Annotated in this window: 14 protein-coding genes; 12 read left to right on the forward strand and 2 right to left on the reverse strand. The window is 72.4% G+C overall.

The features are described from left to right. The first annotated feature begins 9 nt into the window (after nucleotides 1–9). From AB0I83_RS26765 to AB0I83_RS26820, 12 genes are all read left to right on the forward strand, one after another. Nucleotides 10–1,221: a cytochrome P450 gene (locus AB0I83_RS26765; RefSeq protein ID WP_363306433.1), complete on the forward strand. Its 1,212-nt coding sequence runs from the start codon at nucleotides 10–12 to the stop codon at nucleotides 1,219–1,221. An 89-nt stretch (nucleotides 1,222–1,310) separates the two neighbouring features. Then, a complete protein-coding gene (locus tag AB0I83_RS26770) occupies nucleotides 1,311–2,240 on the forward strand; it encodes a sulfotransferase domain-containing protein (RefSeq protein ID WP_363306434.1) in 930 nt (309 codons plus the stop codon). 61 nt (nucleotides 2,241–2,301) lie between these two features. Further along, a complete protein-coding gene (locus AB0I83_RS26775; protein WP_363306435.1) occupies nucleotides 2,302–3,201 on the forward strand; it encodes a TauD/TfdA family dioxygenase in 900 nt (299 codons plus the stop codon). Nucleotides 3,202–3,398: 197 nt separating this feature from the next. Then, on the forward strand, nucleotides 3,399–4,442 hold the full coding sequence (dpgA, locus tag AB0I83_RS26780; RefSeq protein ID WP_363306491.1) for a 3,5-dihydroxyphenylacetyl-CoA synthase DpgA: 1,044 nt from the start codon (nucleotides 3,399–3,401) through the stop codon (nucleotides 4,440–4,442). Between the two features lie 20 nt (nucleotides 4,443–4,462). Continuing rightward, nucleotides 4,463–5,179 (forward strand): enoyl-CoA-hydratase DpgB, encoded by a 717-nt coding sequence (gene dpgB / locus AB0I83_RS26785; RefSeq protein ID WP_356536403.1) that lies wholly within the window; start codon nucleotides 4,463–4,465, stop codon nucleotides 5,177–5,179. Further along, nucleotides 5,176–6,576: a (3,5-dihydroxyphenyl)acetyl-CoA 1,2-dioxygenase DpgC gene (gene dpgC, locus AB0I83_RS26790; RefSeq protein WP_363306436.1), complete on the forward strand. Its 1,401-nt coding sequence runs from the start codon at nucleotides 5,176–5,178 to the stop codon at nucleotides 6,574–6,576. Before dpgB ends, dpgC begins: the two co-directional genes overlap by 4 nt. After that, complete coding sequence (locus tag AB0I83_RS26795) at nucleotides 6,573–7,874, forward strand: PLP-dependent aminotransferase family protein (RefSeq protein WP_363306437.1); 1,302 nt, start codon at nucleotides 6,573–6,575, stop codon at nucleotides 7,872–7,874. The genes dpgC and AB0I83_RS26795 overlap by 4 nt, the downstream gene beginning before the upstream one ends. Nucleotides 7,875–7,932: 58 nt before the next feature. Then, nucleotides 7,933–9,081 (forward strand): glycine amidinotransferase, encoded by a 1,149-nt coding sequence (locus AB0I83_RS26800; protein WP_363306438.1) that lies wholly within the window; start codon nucleotides 7,933–7,935, stop codon nucleotides 9,079–9,081. Between the two features lie 50 nt (nucleotides 9,082–9,131). After that, a complete protein-coding gene (locus AB0I83_RS26805; RefSeq protein ID WP_363306439.1) occupies nucleotides 9,132–12,347 on the forward strand; it encodes an amino acid adenylation domain-containing protein in 3,216 nt (1,071 codons plus the stop codon). Further along, nucleotides 12,344–13,972 (forward strand): condensation domain-containing protein, encoded by a 1,629-nt coding sequence (locus AB0I83_RS26810; RefSeq protein ID WP_363306440.1) that lies wholly within the window; start codon nucleotides 12,344–12,346, stop codon nucleotides 13,970–13,972. The genes AB0I83_RS26805 and AB0I83_RS26810 overlap by 4 nt, the downstream gene beginning before the upstream one ends. Next, a complete protein-coding gene (locus AB0I83_RS26815) occupies nucleotides 13,963–15,450 on the forward strand; it encodes a lyase family protein (protein WP_363306441.1) in 1,488 nt (495 codons plus the stop codon). Before AB0I83_RS26810 ends, AB0I83_RS26815 begins: the two co-directional genes overlap by 10 nt. Further along, nucleotides 15,447–16,352, forward strand: coding sequence for a kinase (locus tag AB0I83_RS26820; RefSeq protein ID WP_363306442.1), 906 nt, complete (start codon nucleotides 15,447–15,449; stop codon nucleotides 16,350–16,352). Before AB0I83_RS26815 ends, AB0I83_RS26820 begins: the two co-directional genes overlap by 4 nt. 24 nt (nucleotides 16,353–16,376) lie before the next feature. Here AB0I83_RS26820 and AB0I83_RS26825 read toward each other — a convergent pair whose 3' ends face one another. After that, a complete protein-coding gene (locus tag AB0I83_RS26825) occupies nucleotides 16,377–17,819 on the reverse strand; it encodes a tryptophan 7-halogenase (RefSeq protein WP_363306443.1) in 1,443 nt (480 codons plus the stop codon). A 145-nt stretch (nucleotides 17,820–17,964) separates the two neighbouring features. Next, nucleotides 17,965–18,336, reverse strand: coding sequence for a nuclear transport factor 2 family protein (locus AB0I83_RS26830; RefSeq protein ID WP_356536412.1), 372 nt, complete (start codon nucleotides 18,334–18,336; stop codon nucleotides 17,965–17,967). Between the last annotated feature and the right edge of the window lie 202 nt (nucleotides 18,337–18,538).

Consider the following 18,538-nt stretch of genomic DNA (forward strand, 5'->3'; position numbering starts at 1 on the left):
AGGATGGCCGTGGGCGAGCCCCTGTACACCGTCACCACCATGCCGACGCAACGCCGGCCCGACCGGCCCTTCGACCCACCGGCCGAACTGCTCGAAGCCCGCCGCCACGGCCCCATCAGCCGCTACGTCTTCCCCGGCGGCGTGGACGGCTGGCTGGTCACCGGATACGACCTCGTCAGGTCCGTGCTGGCCGACCGGCGCTTCAGCTCCCGCTGGGAGCTCCTGCGCCACCCGACCGTCGACCACGGCGACGTCGAGCTCGAACCGGCACCCCCGGGCGAGTTCCTCTTCATGGACGAACCCCGCCACAGCCGCTACCGCAAGCCCCTGATGGGCAAGTTCACCGTGCGGCGCATGCGGTTGCTCACCGAACGCGTCGAGGAGATCACCGCCGCACACCTCGACGCCATGGAACTGGCCGGCGGGCCCACCGACCTGGTGACCGCGTACGCCAAACCCATCCCCGCCGTCACCATCTGCGAACTGCTGGGTGTCCCGCACGGGGAACGCGCGGCGTTCCAGAAGCAGGTGGACGCCTTCCGGGACCTGGAGTCCGACCGCGACGACCTCATCGCCGCCTACCACGCCACCCGCACCCACCTCGGCGCTCTGGTGACCGCCAAACGCGCCCGTCCCACCGACGACGTGCTCAGCGAACTCACCGAAGGCGACCTCACCGACGAGGAACTGGTCGGCATGTCGCTCTTCCTGCTCGCCGCCGGACTGGACACCACGATGCACATGATCGGTCTCGGCACCTTCGCGCTGCTGCGCCACCCCGAGCAGTTCGCCGCCCTGCGCGCCGACCCCGCACTCACCGACCCGGCCGTCGAAGAACTGCTGCGCTACCTGAGCGTCGGCAAGACCTTCATGCGGACGGCGCTGGAGGATGTGGACCTCGGCGGCCACACCGTCAGGGCCGGAACCTCGCTGATCCTGTCCTACAACACCGCCAACCGCGACCCCGACCGGTTCACCGACCCCCACGTCCTCGACCTGCGGCGCCAGGAGGGCGCCCACATCGCCTTCGGGCACGGCATCCACCAGTGTCTGGGCCAGCAACTGGCCCGCGTCCAGATGAAGGTGGCGTTCCCCGCCCTGGCGAACCGCTTCCCCACCCTCCGCCTCGCCGTGCCCGCCGAAGAGATCGCCCTGCGCCCCGAGGCGGAGATCGCGGACGTCTACGGCGTGAAGAGCCTCCCGGTCACCTGGGACGCGTAACTGTGGCGAACGTGGATGCCGTGCGAAGGCCCCCACGGCAGATTGTGACCGAAACCGCCGCCTCTCCGTTCCCTGTGAGGGATGTCGCCATGGCCGAACAGACTCTGACCCCAGCGCCGCGCCGGTACAGGTCGCCGCAACAGGACAGCGCACGCTGGGACGACTTCCCGCTGCGCGAGGGCGACATCGTCGTCAGCAGCCCGGCGAAGTCCGGCACGACCTGGGTGCAGATGATCTGCGCACTGCTCGTGTTCCAGACCCCCGAACTCCCCGAGCCGCTGTCGACGCTGTCGCCGTGGCTGGACCAGCTCTTCACCCCGCAGGACCAGATGTACGCGCAGCTCGCCGCGCAGGAGCACCGGCGCGTCCTCAAGACGCACGTCCCGCTCGACGGGCTCCCGCTCGATCCGCGCGTCAGCTACATCGTCGTAGCCCGGCACCCGCTCGACCGTGCCCTGTCCATGTACCACCAGGCCTCCAACGTCCGCGCCGAGTGGCTGCACGCCTTCAACAGCGAGGACTCCCCGGAGTACGAGGGACCGGCGTCCCTCACGCTTCCGCCGGCCCGCGAGTACCTGCTCAACTGGTGCCGCGCCGGCGAGTCGGACGCCTGGGAACAGGACGTGGCCGCCGCCGAGCTCCACCACCCGCTCGACGCCTGGACCCGGCGGGAGGAGCCGAACGTCCGACTGATGCACTACGACGACCTGTGCACCGACCTCGACGGCCAGCTGGCGGAGCTGGCCGAGTGGCTGGGCATCACCGTGGACGAGGCCGTCCGGCCGGAGTTGGTGCGCGCGGCGACCTTCGACGAGATGAAGGGCCGGGCCGCCCGGCTGGCGCCGGACAAGGAGATCCTCGCGGACCCCGTGAAGTTCTTCCGGGCCGGACGCTCCGGGGGCGCCCGCGACGTCCTCACCGAGGCGGACCTCGACGCCTACCACGAGCGCGTCGGCGCCCTCGCCCCGAAGCCGTTCCTGGACTGGCTGCACGGCGGAACGGCGGGCGCCCGGCCCTGACCCCCGCACGGCTGCCCGCCGACGCGTCGCCCCGCCCCCGCGCCTCGAAGGAGACCCCGCTGTGACCACGTCCGCAGCACCGCAGGCCCCCACCACCACCCCGCCCGCCGACGGCATCGACATCCGCCGCGTCTCCGGCGCCCTCGGCGCCGAGGTCCGCGGGATCGACCTGGACTGCCTCACCGACGCCCAGTTCGACCGCGTCCACGAGCTGATGCTCGAGCACCTCGTGCTCTTCTTCCCGGACCAGGACAAGCTGACCCCCGAGGGACACGTGGCGTTCGGCCGGCGCTTCGGCGAGGTGGAGGTCCACCCCTTCCTGCCCAAGCTCGAGGGCCACCCCGAGATCACGGTGATCCAGCCCGACAAGGGCGGCAAGGCCGACGAGTGGCACATCGACGTCAGCTTCAGTCCCAGCCCGCCGATCGCGTCGATCCTGCACCTCATCGACACCCCCTCCGCCGGCGGCGACACCATGTGGAGCAACCAGTACCGGGCGTACGAGACGCTCTCCGAGCCCTTCCGCGCGATGCTCGACGGGCTCACCGCCGTCCACGTCCTGAAGATCCCGCCGGTCGTCGAGATGTCCGCCGAGCACCCCGTCGTGCGCGTCCACCCGGTCACCGGACGCAAGTCGCTCTACGTCACCCGGATGTGGACCTCGCACATCCCGCAGCTCACCCGGCAGGAGAGCGACACCGTCCTGCAGCACCTGTTCGAGCACTCCGAGCAGCCGGCCTTCACCCTCCGGCACCGCTGGGACCCGCACACCGTGGCCCTCTGGGACAACCGCGTCACCCAGCACATCGCCATCAACGACTACCAGGAACACCGCCGCGGCCAGCGTGTCACCGTCAACGGCGACCTGCCGTCGAGCGACACCCCGAGTCTGCCCGAGTACCGGCGCAACGGCGACGAGCGGTACTACCCGCGCCGCATCAACGCCAAGATCGGCTACTGAGCGAGCCGGCTGGCCGGGCCCGTCGGGCCACACCGCCGTCGTGCGACGACGGCGAGCAGCGGTGCGGTGCCCCGAGCCCCCTCGGCCATCGCCACCGGACCACGCGCCCCACGGAGGAAAACGTGCGCGGAACCAAGCAGCCGGCCGACCGGGCTCCCGGGCGTCCGGAGGAGCGAACAGCCGCCGGCACCCCGGCACTGGTCGGAGTCGGCACCGCGGTGCCGCCCGTCTCGTACACCCAGCGGGAGGTCCTGGACACCTTCGGCATCACCGACCGGCGCATCCGCTCCGTCTTCCTCGGCGGCAACATCGAGCGCCGCAACCTGAGCCTGCCCACGATCGGCCCCGACGGGAAGCCCGTCGAGGAATCCCAGGGCGACCTGCTGCGCAAGCACACCGAGACCGGGCTGCGGATGGGCCGCGAGGCCGTCGAACGCTGTCTGGCGGACGCCGGGGCGGAGCTCGCCGACATCCGCTACCTGTGCTGCGTCACCTCCACCGGGCTGCTCACCCCCGGCCTGTCCGCGTTGCTCATCAGGGAACTCGGCATCCACCCCTCCTGCCAGCGCCTCGACGTCGTCGGTATGGGCTGCAACGCCGGGCTCAACGCGCTCAACGCCGTCGCGGGCTGGGTCGGCGGCCACCCCGGCGAACTCGCCCTCATGGTCTGTGTCGAGGCCTGCTCCGCCGCCTACGTCTTCGACGGCACCATGCGCTCCTCGGTGGTCAACAGTCTGTTCGGGGACGGTTCGGCCGCCGTCGCCGTCCGAGCCCCCGCGGACCCCGGCGCGCCGCCGTCCGGTCCGGAGCTGCTGAGGTTCACCAGCCACATCATCCCCGAGGCCGTCGCCGCGATGCGCTACGACTGGGACGACGCGCACGCCAAGTTCAGCTTCTACCTCGACGCCGACGTGCCCTACGTCGTCGGCGCCCATGCCGAGACCGCGGTCTTCCGCCTCCTCGACGGCACCGGACTGCGCACCGGGGACATCACCCACTGGGTGGTGCACTCCGGCGGCAAGAAGGTCATCGACGCGATCCGGGTGAACCTCGAACTGTCCCGGCACGACGTGCGGCACACCACCGGGGTGCTGCGCGACCACGGCAACCTCTCCAGCGGATCCTTCCTGTTCTCCTACGAGCGGTTGCGTGACGAGAAGTCCGCCGTGGCGGGCGACCTCGGAGTCCTGATGACGATGGGGCCGGGCTCGACCATCGAGACGGCCCTGGTGCGCTGGTGAGGAAGGGAGCTGGTGCGACCGTGAGGACCGGACCCGACCGGACGGCGCTGCCCGAGGAACTGGGCATCCTGGTCCGGCTGGACGGCGGCAGTCCGCTGCCGACGCTGACCGCGGCGCTGGACGCGGTCTGCGAACAGGCCGGGGGACTGCGCGAACGGGCGGTCGTGGTGCTGTGGTTCACCCCGTCGCCCCTCCAGCCCCGGGAGTGGCCCGGCGCGGTGTCCATCCAGGAGGTCAAGCGCTGGGAGCGGGCCCTGCGCCGGCTGGAACGGCTCGACCACGTCAACATCGCCGTCGTCGAGGGCACGTGCGGCGGACCGGTGCTCGACCTGCTGCTGGCCGCGGACTACCGGATCGCGGGCCCCGACCTGCGCCTGTTGCTGCCCGTCAACGAGGGGCACTTCTGGCCCGGCATGACCCTGTACCGGCTCGTGCAGCACATCGGGCTGGCCCGCGCCCGCCGTATCGTGCTGTGGGACTCGGCCGTCGAACTCCACGACGCCACGGACCTCGGCATCGTCGACCAGGTCAGTGAGGACCTCACCGAGGCCGTCCACACCGCGGCCGTCCTGCGCGGCCGGCTCTCCGACCGGGAGACCCGCATCCGACGGCGGCTCCTGGAGGAGGCCGCGTCCGCCGAGTACGACGACGCGCTCGGTGTCCATCTGGCAGCCTGCGACCGCGAGCTGCGACGCCTTTCCGACAGCGGCCCGGAGCACCCGGAGGCGGCGCGATGACCGACTGCCCGTCCCCGTCCACCGGGGTACCCGCTCCGGTACCCACCGACGCCCCGCCCCCGGCCCCCGGCCCCCTCTGCGGTGGCTTCGACCACGACGCAGGCCGTCTCGCGGAGCACGCCGCCGCGGCCGAACGGGCCCTCACGGCCCTGCCGCCGGTCCCGGCGAGGTCCCGGGAGGAGAGGATCCGCGCCGCGACCGTGCACGCCGAAGTGCGCGGCGTACGGAGGGCCTTCCTCGCCCGGCACACCGACACCGTCTACGGCCTGCTCACCGACGGCCTCAACCGCCGCCCGCGCCTGCCGGAACTTGTGGACGCCGCCGCGTACCGGGTGCCCGGACTGGTGCCGACCCGCGAGCAGATGGCCGCCGAACTCCGCCACGTCCAGGCGGAGAAGGAGGGCCGCGAGATCGACCAGGGCCGCTTCTGCGGCGCGGTCCTGCGCTCGCCCGTCGCCGGCCGGCACCTCGTGGAGACGATGCTCGGACCCACCCCGCGCGCCCTGGAACTCCTGGACCGCTTCCGCGCGGAGGGCCGGGTCGAACTGGACACCGTCCACGTCGAACGCCGCGGCGCAGCCGCCCACGTCGAGTTCCGCAACCCCCGCCGGCTCAACGCTGAGAACAGCCGGCTCATCGCCGACCTCGACACCGCCGTCGACCTCGTCCTGCTCGACGACAGGGTCCGCGTCGGCGTCCTGCGCGGCTGCGTCACCGACCACCCCGCACACCGGGGACGGCGCGTCTTCAGCGCCGGTGTCGACCTCACCGACCTGCGCGACGGCCGGATACCGCTGGTCGGCTTCCTCCTCGGCCGCGAACTCGGCTACGTCAACAAGCTCCTCCACGGCCTGCTGACCGACCCGGCCCCCGGCGCCGGCGGCGAACGCGGCGTCACCAAGCCGTGGATCGGAGCCGTCGACACCTTCGCGATCGGCGGCGGCATGCAACTCCTCCTCGCCCTTGACCACGTCGTCGCCGAGGAGGGCGCCTACGCCAGCCTCCCCGCCGCGGAGGAGGGCATCGTGCCCGGTGCCGGCAACCTCCGGCTCACCCGGCAGACCGGAGCCCGCCTCGCCCGGCAGGTCGTGCTCGGCGGACGCCGGATCGCCACCACCGACCCCGAGGCCGCCACCGTCTTCGACGAGGTCGTGCCCGCCGACCGCATGGACGAAGCCGTGGAACGCGCCGTGGCTGCCCTCTCCGCACCCGCGGTCGCCGCCAACCGGCGGATGCTCGCCCTCGCCGAGGAATCCCTCGACCACTTCCGCGCCTACCTCGCCGAGTTCGCCCTCGCCCAGGCGGAACGCGCCTACGCCCCCGACGTCCTCGACAAGGTCGAACGCCGCTGGCAGGAGCGCGAACGGCGGCGCGCCGCCCGGGGGAGCCGCACATGAACGACGCCCCCGACCTCTACGCGGCGGACCTGCACGGCTCCCTCCGGGACCCGGTGCTCGGCGCCATCAGCTTCCTCAACGAGGTGATGGACCGCCACCCCGACGCCATCTCCTTCGCCCCCGGCGCGCCGCACCCCGACTTCGTCCAGGGCCTGGACCCGCACGCCCTGACCGAGCGCTTCCTCACCCACCTGCGTACCGTCCGCGGCCTCGACCCGGCCCGGGCCGAGCGCACGCTCTACGCGTACGGACCCGCCCAGGGCCTCATCAACGACCTGGTGACCGACGCACTGCGCACCGACCAGGGCATCGACGCCGCCCCGGACGACGTCGTGATCACCGTGGGCGCCCAGGAGGCCATGCTGCTCACCCTGCGGGCGCTGTACCGGGACACCGGCGACCTGCTCGCCGTGGCCGACCCGTGCTACCCCGGCATCGTCGGGGCCGCACGGCTCCTCGACATCCCCGTGACAGACGTCCGCGAGGGCCCGTCCGGACTCGACGCCGGCCACCTCGCCGCCCGATGCAGGCAGGCCCGCGCCGAAGGCCGCCGCATCCGAGCCTGCTACGTCGCCCCCGACTTCTCCAACCCCGGCGGCACTCGCATGCCGCTCGCCGCACGGCACGCCCTGCTCGACCTGGCCGAGCGAGAGGACCTGTTCCTCGTCGAGGACAACACCTACGCCTTCACCGCCGCCGAGGACGACGCCCTGCCCGGCCTCAAGGCCCTGGATACCCGACGCCGCGTCGTCCACCTCGGCACCTTTGCCAAGGTCGGGTTCCCCGGCGCCCGCGTCGGCTACGCCGTGGCCGACCAGCGCGTCGGCCACAGCGCCGGTGAACGGTCGCTCGCCCGGGAACTCGCCGAACTCAAGACAATGGTCACCATCAACACCCCGCCGCTGTCCCAGGCCGTCGTCGGCGGTCTGCTCCTCGAACACGGCGGCTCCCTCCGGGCGCTGGCCCGCCGCAAGGCCGCACGCTACCGGGCCAACCTCGCCCGGCTGACCGACGCCCTGGACCGGCACCTGACCGACGGCATGCCGCCCGGGATCTCCTGGCACCGCCCGGCCGGCGGCTTCTTCGTCCGCGTCGAGCTGCCCGTACCCGCCGACGACGCCCTCCTTGAGGTCTCGGCGTCCCGCTACGGCGTGCTGTGGGCACCGATGCGGCAGTTCTCCCTCACCGACCGCGGAGACCGGCAGATCCGGCTCTCGTGCAGCTACCTGGAGCCCGACCGGATCGAGACCGGCGTGCGGCGCCTCGCGGCCCTCCTCACCCGGGAGGCCGCGGGATGACGCGCGCTCACCGCACCCGGGCCGTCACCCCCCGACGCCCCACGAAAGGGCCCCGCCGATGCGCCTGAACAGTTACGACGACTTCACCCCCCTGAAGGAGGTCGTCCTCGGCTCGGCGGACGGCTACCTCGACCGGGTGCGCGACATGTCGTTCGACATGTTCATCAGCGACAACCTCTCCGGGGCCCGCGGCTACTACCCGTCCCTGTCCACCTGGCGCGACGGGGAGCAACGCCGCAACCGCAACGCGCCGCAACGGCTCGCGCAGAAGGAGCACTTCCTCGGCGAACTCGTCGAGGACGTGGAAGGCATCGCGGCGCAGCTCACCGCGCTCGGCGTCACGGTGCACCGGCCCCTGCGGCTCCCCCCGGAGACGAACCGGGTCGCCACTCCCGCCTTCGAGGCCGCGGTCACACCGCCGCTCAACCTGCGCGACAACACCCTGATCATGGGCGACGAGATCATCGAGACCCCGCCCATGCTGCACGACCGCTACTTCGAGACACAGTTCCTCAAGCCGGTCTTCCTGGAGTACTTCCGCAACGGTGCACGCTGGACTGCCATGCCGCGCCCCATGATGACCGACCACTCCTTCGACCCCGCCAACGTCGCCCACGCGGCCCCGAACATCGAGGTCCCCCTCGACCCGCAGGCCTCGCCGTTCGACGTGGGCGTCGAGCCGATGATCGACGGGGCCAACTGCCTCCGGCTGGGCCGCGACCTGATCGTCAACGTCTCCAACGCCAACCACGTCCTCGCCCTCGACTGGCTGCGACGCCACCTCGACGGCAGATTCCGCGTGCACCGCATGGACCGGCTGACCCAGAGCCACATCGACTCCGTCGTGGTCCCGCTGCGCCCCGGCACGCTACTGCTGCGCGACCCGGGCGTCGTCGACTACCTGCCCGATGCCCTGCGCGGCTGGGACATCGTGGTCCCGCCGCCGCCCGGCGTCGACGACTACCCGCAGTACGAGAACGACGACCCGATCCCGGCCAGTCCCTACATCGACCTCAACGTGCTCTCCGTCGACGAGCACACCGTCATGGTCAACGACGCCTGCAAGACCCTCGTGGCCACCCTGGAGAAGCACGGCTTCACCGTCGTCCCCGTCCGGCACCGGCACCGGCGCCTCTTCGGCGGCGGGTTCCACTGCTTCACCCTCGACACGGTGCGCACCGGTGGCGCCGAGGACTACCTGGCCTGAGCGTCCCGCCCGGTCCGCACACAGGTTCACCGACCAGCAGGAGCGACCCGATGCGCGAAACAGCACCCGACCCGCTCGCCGGCCCGCCGGCGGCGCCTGCCCGCCCGGAGGACGCCGCAGCGGCCCTCGCCCACGTGTGCGCCGCCGATCCTGCCGCGGTACGGCTCGCCGTACGTCTGAAGGTCGCCTCGGTGCTGTTGGGAACCGCCCCGCCGGACCCCGACGCCACCTGGAGCGACCTGGTGCGCCTGATGGGCACCGACGAGGGACGCGCAGGGGCGGAGGAGGCCTGGGCGAACGCGTCCGAGACGGCCGGCACGACCGCCGAGCAGCTCGCCCGCCACGAACTGCGCGCACTGCACCTGATGGCGGACGACCCCGACCAGCCGCACACCCGACACGGTCTCCTGCCGCCCGAGGAGGCCGAGGCCGTCGTCGCACGCGGCGCCGGCCCCGTGCGCCCGCTGCCCGGCCGCCGCTTCCACGAACTCTTCGAGGAGCGTGTCCAGAAGCATCCCGACGCCGTGGCCGTCGTGCACGGGAGAACCACCCGCACCTATCGCGAACTCAACGACGAGGCGAACCGGATCGCCTGGGCCCTGCTGCGTGCGGGGCTGACCCCGGAGGACGCCGTGGCCGTCGTCACCGAACGGCACGCGCAGTGGCCCGCCGCGGTGCTCGGCGTTCTCAAGGCGGGTGGCTGTTACCTGCCACTGGAGCCGGACTTCCCCGCCTCGCGCATCGCGCGGACCCTCACCCGCGCCGAATGCCGTTGGGTCCTTGCCGACCCCTGCGTGCCGTCACTCGACGAGGCCCTGGACGGCCGTGGCGCGGTCCGCCGGATGAGCGTCGGGGACCTCGTCCACGGCGACGGCCCCACACACGACCCCGCAGTCGCCGTGGCGGGCGGCCAACTCGCCTACGTGTACTTCACCTCGGGGTCGACCGGTGAGCCCAAGGGCGCCATGTGCGAGCACGACGGCTTCCTCAACCACCTGTATGCCAAGATCGAGGACCTCGGCATCCAGGAGGGCGACACCGTCGGGCAGACCGCACCCCAGTGCTTCGACATCTCCCTGTGGCAGCTCGTCTCGCCGTTCCTCGTCGGCGGACGCGCGCTGCTGGTGGAGCAGGAGGCGGTGCTCGACGTGGGCCGCTTCGTGGACCTCGTCAACCACCACGGTGTCCAGGTGCTCCAGCTCGTCCCCACCTACCTCGAACTCGTCCTCGCCGAAGCCGCCCGCGACCGCGCCACCCTCCCGCACGTACGTGTCATGGCCGTCACCGGCGAGGCGCTCAAGAAGGAGCTGGTCCGCCGCTGGTTCGAGAGGTTTCCAGGCGTCCCCCTCGTCAACTGCTACGGGCTCACCGAGGTGAGCGACGACTCCCACCACGGCGTCATGCGCGCCGTGCCGGACCACCGCTCCGTGCCGCTCGGTGACACCATCCGCAACTGCCGCGTCTACGTCATGGACGAACAGCTCCACCTCGTCCCCGACGGCGCCCCGGGCGAGATCGTGATCGCCGGTGTCTGCGTCGGCCGCGGCTACGTCAACGATCCCGACCGCACCGCCGCCGTCTACCGTGCCGACCCCCTCCGCCCCGGCGAACGGCTCTACCGTTCCGGTGACTTCGGCCGGCGGCTCCCCTCCGGGGAACTGGAGTACCTCGGCCGGCGCGACGCCCAGGTGAAGATCAGCGGATTCCGCATCGAGATCGGTGAGATCGAGGACCGCCTGCTCCAGGTCCCCGGGATCCGCGACGGCGCGGTCGTCGTCGCGGGCACCGAAGACGACCCTCAGCTCGTCGCCCACTACACGGGCGAGGACGCTCCCGACGAGGAGGAGACCGCACGGGTCCTCGGCACCTACCTGCCGCACTACATGGTGCCGCCCCGGCTCCACCACGTCCGCGAACTCCCGCTGTCCGGCAACGGCAAGATCGACAAGAAGGCCCTCACCGCACACGCACGCGAGAGCGCGAGCCCCCGGGAGGCCGACGGCACCGCCGCGTCGCGGCCCGGCACCGCCACCGAACGGCGGGTCGCGGCAGCATGGGCCCGGCTGCTGCGCGTGCCGGAGGAACGCATCGGACGCGACAGCCGCTTCACCGACCTCGGCGGCACCTCGCTGTCCGCGATCCGTCTCGTCATCGAACTCGAACGCGTGGTCACCGTCGCCGAACTCGGCGACACCCCGACGGTCGCCGGCGTCGCCGCACTGCTGGACAGCAGGTCGGCCCCGTCCCCGGAGACCTCCATTGCCCACCCCGCCCCCAGGACAGCCCTGGCCCGCGCCGCCGAGAGCCCGCCACCCCTCCCGGTCCTCGACGCCCGTACCACCGACCCCGACCCCGCCGCCCGCGCCACCGCGCACCGCGCCGCGGCCCTGGACACCCTCGCCGCATCCGGCGCCGTCATGCTCCGCGGCGTCGGCGCCCGCACCCACGCCGACGTCGCGCGCGTCGCCGCCGCGCTCGGCATCGAACCGCTGACGGAACGGGAGGGCTTCGCGCCCCGCACCGCGCCGGCACCCGGCGTGTACTCCGGCAGCCACTGGCCCGCCGAGGACCCGATGTGCATGCACCACGAGCTGAGCCACGCCGCCACCGTCCCCGGCACCCTGCTCTTCGCGTGCCTCACCGCACCCACCGGCGGCCGCACCACCGTCGCCGACTCCCAACGGGTCCTCGCCGCGCTGCCGCCGGGCCTCACCGCCCCCTTCGCCGAGCACGGCTGGCTGCTGAGCCGCGCCTACCACGACGTGGGCCTCTCCTGGCAGGAGGCGTTCGGCAGCACCGACCGGACCTCGGTCGACGCCTACTGCGCCCGGTCCGCCGTCGCCCACACATGGCTTCCCGACGGCAGCCTGGTCACCCGCCAGCGCCGCGCCGCGGTCGTGGCCCACCCCCGCACCAAGGTCCCCTGCTGGTTCAACCAGATCGCATTCCTCAACGGCCTCACCCTCGAACCCGCGATCCGCGAGTACCTCACCGACGTGTACGGCCCCGACGGACTGCCCTTCGACACCGCCGCAGGCGACGGCACCCCCGTCACCGCAGACACGGTCGAGCGCATCAACGCCGTCTACGACAGGTTCACCGTGGGCGAGCCCTGGCAGGAGGGCGACGTCCTCCTCGTCGACAACATCCGCACCGCCCACGCCCGCGAACCGTACGAGGGCGACCGGGAGATCGCCGTCGTCCTCGGCGACCCGGTGCGACTGTCCGGCCACGTCCTGCCACTCGACGACGGCGCACTCTCGTGACGCGTCGCGGATCCACCGTCCAGGACGGCCTGACCGCCCCCGACGACGCGGCCGGAACGGTCACCGCGCCGGCGACCTACGCCCAGGAACGCGCCTGGCTGGCCTCCCGCCTGGCGCACGACCCTCCGACCTACTGCGCCGTCGACGAGTTCCTCCTGCACGCGTCCGTGACCGCCGACGACCTCGTGCGCGCCCTGCACGTCCTCATGGACCGCCACGAACCCCTGCGCACCGTCCTGCGTACCGTGGACGGACGGCTCCGCCAGGAGGTCCACCCCGGCCCGCAGCCGCGGATCGACGTACTCGACCTGAGCGCGCACGACCCCGGGGCACAGATCGAGGAACGCCGCTCGCTGCGCACCCGGCTGGCCCGCGGCCCCTTCGACCCGCACCGGGCGCCCCAGTGGCGCGCCGCCGTCCTCGGGCTGGGGGAGGGCTCATGGGCCGTGGTGTTCGCCGCCCACCACACCGTGTACGACAGCGCCTCCGGCCTCAACGTCCACGCAGAACTCACCGAACTCTGCGCCGCCGCCGAGGAAGGGCGCGCCCCCCGCCTGCCCCGGCTGTCCTTCGGCTACGGCACCTACGCACGGCGCGAACGCCGGCGGACCGGCACCCACCCTGCCGCCCCCCACTGGCGGGCCCGGCTCTACGGACTGCCGCCCGTGCACGCCGTGCCGCTGGACCGGCCGCGCCCGCCCGCCCGCACATTCCTCGGAGCCGAGGTGCGCACCGCCCTGCCGGCCGCTGTCACCGCCACCCTGACCGGCGCCGCCCGTTCTCACGGCACCCGGCCCGCGATGATGCTCCTCGCCGCCTGGACGGCACTGCTCCACCACCACTCCGGCGCCGACGACCTCGCGGTCGGCCTGCCCGTCGCAGGGCGCGGCGACCCGGCGACCCGCTCCATGATCGGCACCTTCGTCAACATGCGCGTCCTGCGAGCCGACCTCTCCGGCGACCCCGACGGCACCGAACTCGTCCGCCGCACCACCACCGCCGTCCGCGCCGACGAACCGCACGACATCCCCTTCCAGCGCCTCGTCGCACTCCTCCCGGCACCCCGCCTGCCCGGCGTGCCGCCCCTCTACCAGCTCGCCTTCAACCACACCCCGGCCAGCGGCCTCGGCCCGCCCGTCTCCTCCTGCGAGGAGGACCTCCTCCTCGACGTCGCCGGCACCGGCGTCCGCCTCGTCTACGACGCCGCCCTCTTCGACCGCTCCACGGCCGACAGGCTGCTCGCCGACTACCTCCGGCTGCTCGCCGCCCTCCTCGACGCACCCGGCACCCGACTCTCCGCGCTGCTCCCCGGGACCGTGCCCCGGCACACCCCGTGCCCCGCCCCCGCCCCGGCCGCGGCCCCCGCGAGAACCGCGCCGCGCGACGCGGCCGAGGAACGGGTGGCGGCCGTCTGGCGGTCCCTGCTCGGCACCGACGCCGTCGACGTCCACGAGGACTTCTTCACCGCCGGCGGCCATTCGCTCCAGGCCCTGCGCCTGCTCGCCCGCCTCGCCCCGGAGCACGAGGGCCGCCCCACCCTGCGGACCTTCTTCGCCGACCCGACGGTGGCCGGACTCGCCACCGCACTGAAACGCACCCCTCCCGGGAGGACAGCATGGCGGTGACCGGACGGATCGACGGCACACCGAGCGACGTGTGGAACGAGGAGGTGCTCGCTCCGCAGTTCGCCCACGAAGCCGCGCACCTGCTGCCCCACTACGTCGCCATCGAACGGGCCCTGCTGCGCGAGTACCTGCGGATGGGACTGGTCGACGCTCCCGGAGCTGCCGCCCTCGACGCCCGCCTCGGCTCGCTCGACGCCGACGCGATACGCGCCGACCCCCGGCGGAACATGTCAGACATCTCCTTCGCGCTGGAATACCACGTACAGTCCGGCCCCACCCCTCCGTTCGCCGCCTGGCACGTCGACCGCAGCCGCAACGACGCCCAGGTCTGCGCCCAGCTCATGGCCGCCCGAACCGACTTCGCCGCCGTCGCGACGGACCTCCTGGACCTCGGACGGGCCGTCACCGCCCTCGCCGCCCGCCACACCGACACGCCCATGCCCGGCTACACCCACGGCCAGGCCGCCCAGATCATCACCCCCGGCTACCACCTCGCAGCCCTTGCGGCCGAGACCAACGGCGCACTGCGCCGTATGCTCCACACCTACGACGAGACGGACGCCTGCCCCTTGGGCTCCGGAGCCATGGCCGGGCAGGAACTGCCCTGGGACCGCGCCCGGCTCGCAGACCACCTCGGCTTCGCCCGCGTCCAGCCGCACGCGCTGGTCGGCGTCGCCTCCCGCACCTGGACCACCTCCATGGCATCGGACCTCGCCGGACACGCGGCCGTCCTGAGCCGCTTCACCACCGACCTCATGACCTGGGGCGGCAGCGGCTTCGGATTCCTCGACCTGCCCGACGACCTCGCCGGCATCTCCGCCGCCATGCCGCAGAAGCGCAACTTCCCCGTCCTCGAACGTATCCGCGGACGCTGCGCCCAGGTCGTCGGTCGCGCCGGCGACCTCACTGCCGGACAGCGCAACACCCCCTACAGCAACACCGTCGAGGTGTCCAAGGAGACCGGCGTCCACCTGCACACCCAGGCCGTGGCCATGCGCTCCCTGCTGCGGCTCACCCACGCCGTCGTCACCGGCGTCACCTACCGCACCGACCGGATGCGCACCGCCTGCGCCGACGACCACCTCGGCGGCTTCACTCTCGCCAACCGCCTCACCCTGGAGTGCGGCATCCCCTGGCGCACCGCCCAGATCGTCGCCGGACGCTACGTCAGACGGGCCGTCGAACAGGGACTGCGGGCCGATCGTCCCGACCCGGAACTGCTGCGGGCCTGCGCCGCCGAGTCCGGCCACGAGGCGGAACCGGCCGACCTACTGCTCGCCGAGTCCTTCGACATCGACCGCGGGCTGCGTGCCAAGCGCTCGGCGGGCTCCGCCCACCCGGACCGGGTCGGGGAACTGCTCGCCGACGAGGAGCGCGAACTCCGACGGCTCGACGCCGAGTGGTCGCGCCGCGCCACCCGTCGGGCCGAGGCGGCCCGGAGGCTCGACACCCCCGTGACCGTGCGTGAAAGCGCGTGAGCGGGCCGACGGCCGCCGCCCGCCGGACGGCCGTGGACATCGACGAGGGCACCGGCGCCGCCCGCGGCACCTTCGGTGAACTCCTCCAAGGCGTCCTGCCCGACGGCACGGCCTTCCTCGTGACCCTCCCCATCAGCCTCGGCAGCCGGGCCCGGTTCCGCTACGACCGGCACGGCCCGCTGCAGGTCTACCCCGCGCACAAGACCAAGTCGCTGACACTGGCGCGGGCCATGCTCGACGCGCACGGAGCCGGCGGCGGAGGCACCCTCCTGCTCGACAGCGACCTGCTCGTCGGCAAGGGCCTCGCCAGCTCCTCCGCCGACCTGGTCGCCACGGCCCGCGGCGTCGGCGCCGCTCTCGGCCTCGACACCTCGCCGGCCGCGGTCGAGGACTGGCTGCGCCCCGTCGAACCCACCGACGGGGTCATGCATCCCGGCATCGTCGTCTTCGAGCACCGAGCCGTCCGGCTCCGTGCCCTCCTCGGCGCGCTGCCGCCCGTCACCGTCGTGGCCGTCGACGAGGGCGGACAGCTCGACACGGTCTCCCACAACCGCCGCTCCCCGCACGTCCCGCCCGGATCGAGGGACGACTACGCGCGGCTCCTCGGTGACCTGGCCCTCGCCGTCCGTGCTGCCGACCTGGACGCCGTCGGAGCCGTCACCACGCGCAGCGCGGTCCTCAACCAGTGCCGACTGCCCAAACGCAACCTCGACGCCATGACCCGCATCGCCCGAGGCATCGGCGCGCCCGGTGTGGTGTGCACGCACAGTGGGACCATGCTCGGCCTCCTGCTGGACGCAGGCGCCGCCGGACACCCGGAGCAACTCGAGGCCGCGCGCGTCGCGTGTGCGGCGCTCCCGGGGACCCTGTCCGTCTACCGGTCGGCCGCGGCGGAGCGGTAGACGGACAGAAGGGCCGCAGCCGGGTCACACAGGAGCTGACTCCGGGCTCCTCGCCCAGTGCATACCGTCCCCGGCGACGACCAGTCCGCCTTCAACGGCCGGCACGTCGTCGGCCGGCTCGCCGAAGGCGGCCTGCATCTGGATGCGGTGCCCCTCCTGGTGGACGTCGCGTGACTGCCGGTGCAGATCCCTCTTGCGCTGGTCGCGGTATGACTCGGAGGTCAGCGCCGTGTCGTCCGAGGCGCCGCCGCCCACCAGGCCGACGAACGCCTCCGCGCCGGGGGAGGGGTCCCGGGTGACGCGCCGGGCGTCGTCGAAGTACTGCTGCTCGTCCCGGGTGACGTCGTAGAAGCCGACGAGGAAGTCGTGAAAGGCCTGGTACTCCTTGCGGTACCGGGCCTCGTACTCCGCGAAGCACTCCTCCTCGTCCAGTTCGCCGCGGAGCACGGTGTTGACGGACCGCGCGGCGAGCAGCGCGCTGAACGTGGCCAGGTGCACGCCGGAGGAGAACAGCGGATCGATGAAGCCCACCGAGTCGCCCACCAACGTCATCCCCGGACGCCAGAAGTCTTCGTGCAGGTACGAGTAGTCCTTGCGCACGCGGACCTCGCCGTACGGCCCGGTGGTGACCCGTTCGGCCTCGGAGAGGTAGTCGGAGACGAGGGGGCAGTCGGCGATCATCGCGGCCAGGGCCCGGTCGCGGTCGCCCCGGATCCGATCCGCGCACTCCTTGCGGACCACCGCGCCCACCGAGGTGAGCGTGTCGGTCAGCGGGATGTACCAGAACCACCCCGACTCGAAGGCCACGCACGTGATGTTCCCGCTGTTCGGCTCGGGGGAGCGCTTCCCGCCCTCGAAGTATCCGTAGAGGGCGATGTTCTGGAAGAACTCCGAGTAGCGGCGCTGACCGCCGATCCGGCCCTGCAGGCGGCTCTGGTTGCCCGAGGCGTCGACGACGAACCGGGAGCGCGCCTCCCGTTCGGCGCCGCCCTGGTACTCGTAACGGACCCCGGACACCCGGCCGTTCTCCTCCAGGACATCGCGGACCGCGGAGCGTTCCCGGACCGTGACACCCTTGCGCCTGGCGTTGTCCAGGAGCAGCTGGTCGAACTTCATGCGCTCGACCTGATAGGCGAACGATGTGGGGCCCGCGAACTTCTCGGACAGCGCGAAGTCGAAGCTCCACGGCTCGGAGTTGGAGCCCCAGCGGAACGTGCCGCCGCGCTTCCTCGTGAATCCGGCGCCGTGCAGCTCATCGGACACGCCGAGAAGGGCGCAGATCCCGTGCACCGTCGACGGCAGCAGGGACTCACCGATCTGGTGTCTGGGGAAACTCTCCTTCTCCAGGAGCAGGACCCGGTGGCCCTGCATGGCCACGAAGGTCGCGGCCGACGACCCGGCGGGGCCGCCTCCGACGACGATCACATCGAACGACTCCGCCGATTCCGAATCGCCGGTACTGCTCATACGGGGCCTTCCGACGGAGCGAGGGGACCGGCCGACGTGATCGGCCGGCGGCGACCATGACGCGGTCGTCCGTACGGAATCCTGGTGGGCCGCGGTCGGCGCGGCATCGGTGTGAGCCGTCGTTACACCGGGCGGCGCCCCGCGCTCACACAGCCGCCGAGAAGAAGTACGTGTTGCGCAACTCGAAGAGCAGGTCGTCGTCGAGTCGGAAGAAGTCGGCGAACCGCAGGTCCACCTCGCTGCCGTCCTTCAACGTCCCGCGGAACTCGCCCTCGACAGCGGCGTCCTGAGGGCCGACGACCAGCCTGAGCACCGTGTGGCTCCCCCGGTCGATGACCCGCTGACGGCGGTAGAAGGCGTCGAGCCCCTCCCTCCCGACGATGGGGTCGTAGCCCGGCCGCTCGTAGACCGCGTGGGCCGAGAAGAGCCGGACGACGCCCGGCACGTCACCGTCGTCCACCAACGCGTAGTAGCGGTGCACTCGTTCTGCGATCTGCTCCACCTCGAAAGCGGTCATGCCGTTTCCTTCCGGTCGAGAGGGACGGTCAGCGCTCCGCGCGACGGGGAGCTGACTGACACGAGGGTGGGGGATGGAAGGGGCCCAGTCCCGCTGAGGGGTCGGACCCGGCGGGCAACAGGCGAACCGCCTGGCTCCGCGACCTCTCCAAGAGTAAGCACGGTTGACCCTGTTCGGGCAGAGCGCCGGAAAGGAAGTACGT

Origin of the sequence: Streptomyces sp. NPDC049970 (genome assembly GCF_040660235.1) — a bacterium.
In the GTDB taxonomy this organism is placed as follows: domain Bacteria; phylum Actinomycetota; class Actinomycetes; order Streptomycetales; family Streptomycetaceae; genus Streptomyces.

Bases quoted from the DNA above. Each gene is read 5' to 3' on its own strand.
- AB0I83_RS26770 (WP_363306434.1), top strand. From the start codon at position 1,311: ATGGCCGAACAGACTCTGACCCCAGCGCCGCGCCGGTACAGGTCGCCG.
- dpgC (WP_363306436.1), top strand. From the start codon at position 5,176: ATGACCGACTGCCCGTCCCCGTCCACCGGGGTACCCGCTCCGGTACCC.
- AB0I83_RS26795 (WP_363306437.1), top strand. From the start codon at position 6,573: ATGAACGACGCCCCCGACCTCTACGCGGCGGACCTGCACGGCTCCCTC.
- AB0I83_RS26800 (WP_363306438.1), top strand. From the start codon at position 7,933: ATGCGCCTGAACAGTTACGACGACTTCACCCCCCTGAAGGAGGTCGTC.
- AB0I83_RS26805 (WP_363306439.1), top strand. From the start codon at position 9,132: ATGCGCGAAACAGCACCCGACCCGCTCGCCGGCCCGCCGGCGGCGCCT.
- AB0I83_RS26815 (WP_363306441.1), top strand. From the start codon at position 13,963: ATGGCGGTGACCGGACGGATCGACGGCACACCGAGCGACGTGTGGAAC.
- AB0I83_RS26825 (WP_363306443.1), bottom strand. From the start codon at position 17,819: ATGAGCAGTACCGGCGATTCGGAATCGGCGGAGTCGTTCGATGTGATC.
- AB0I83_RS26830 (WP_356536412.1), bottom strand. From the start codon at position 18,336: ATGACCGCTTTCGAGGTGGAGCAGATCGCAGAACGAGTGCACCGCTAC.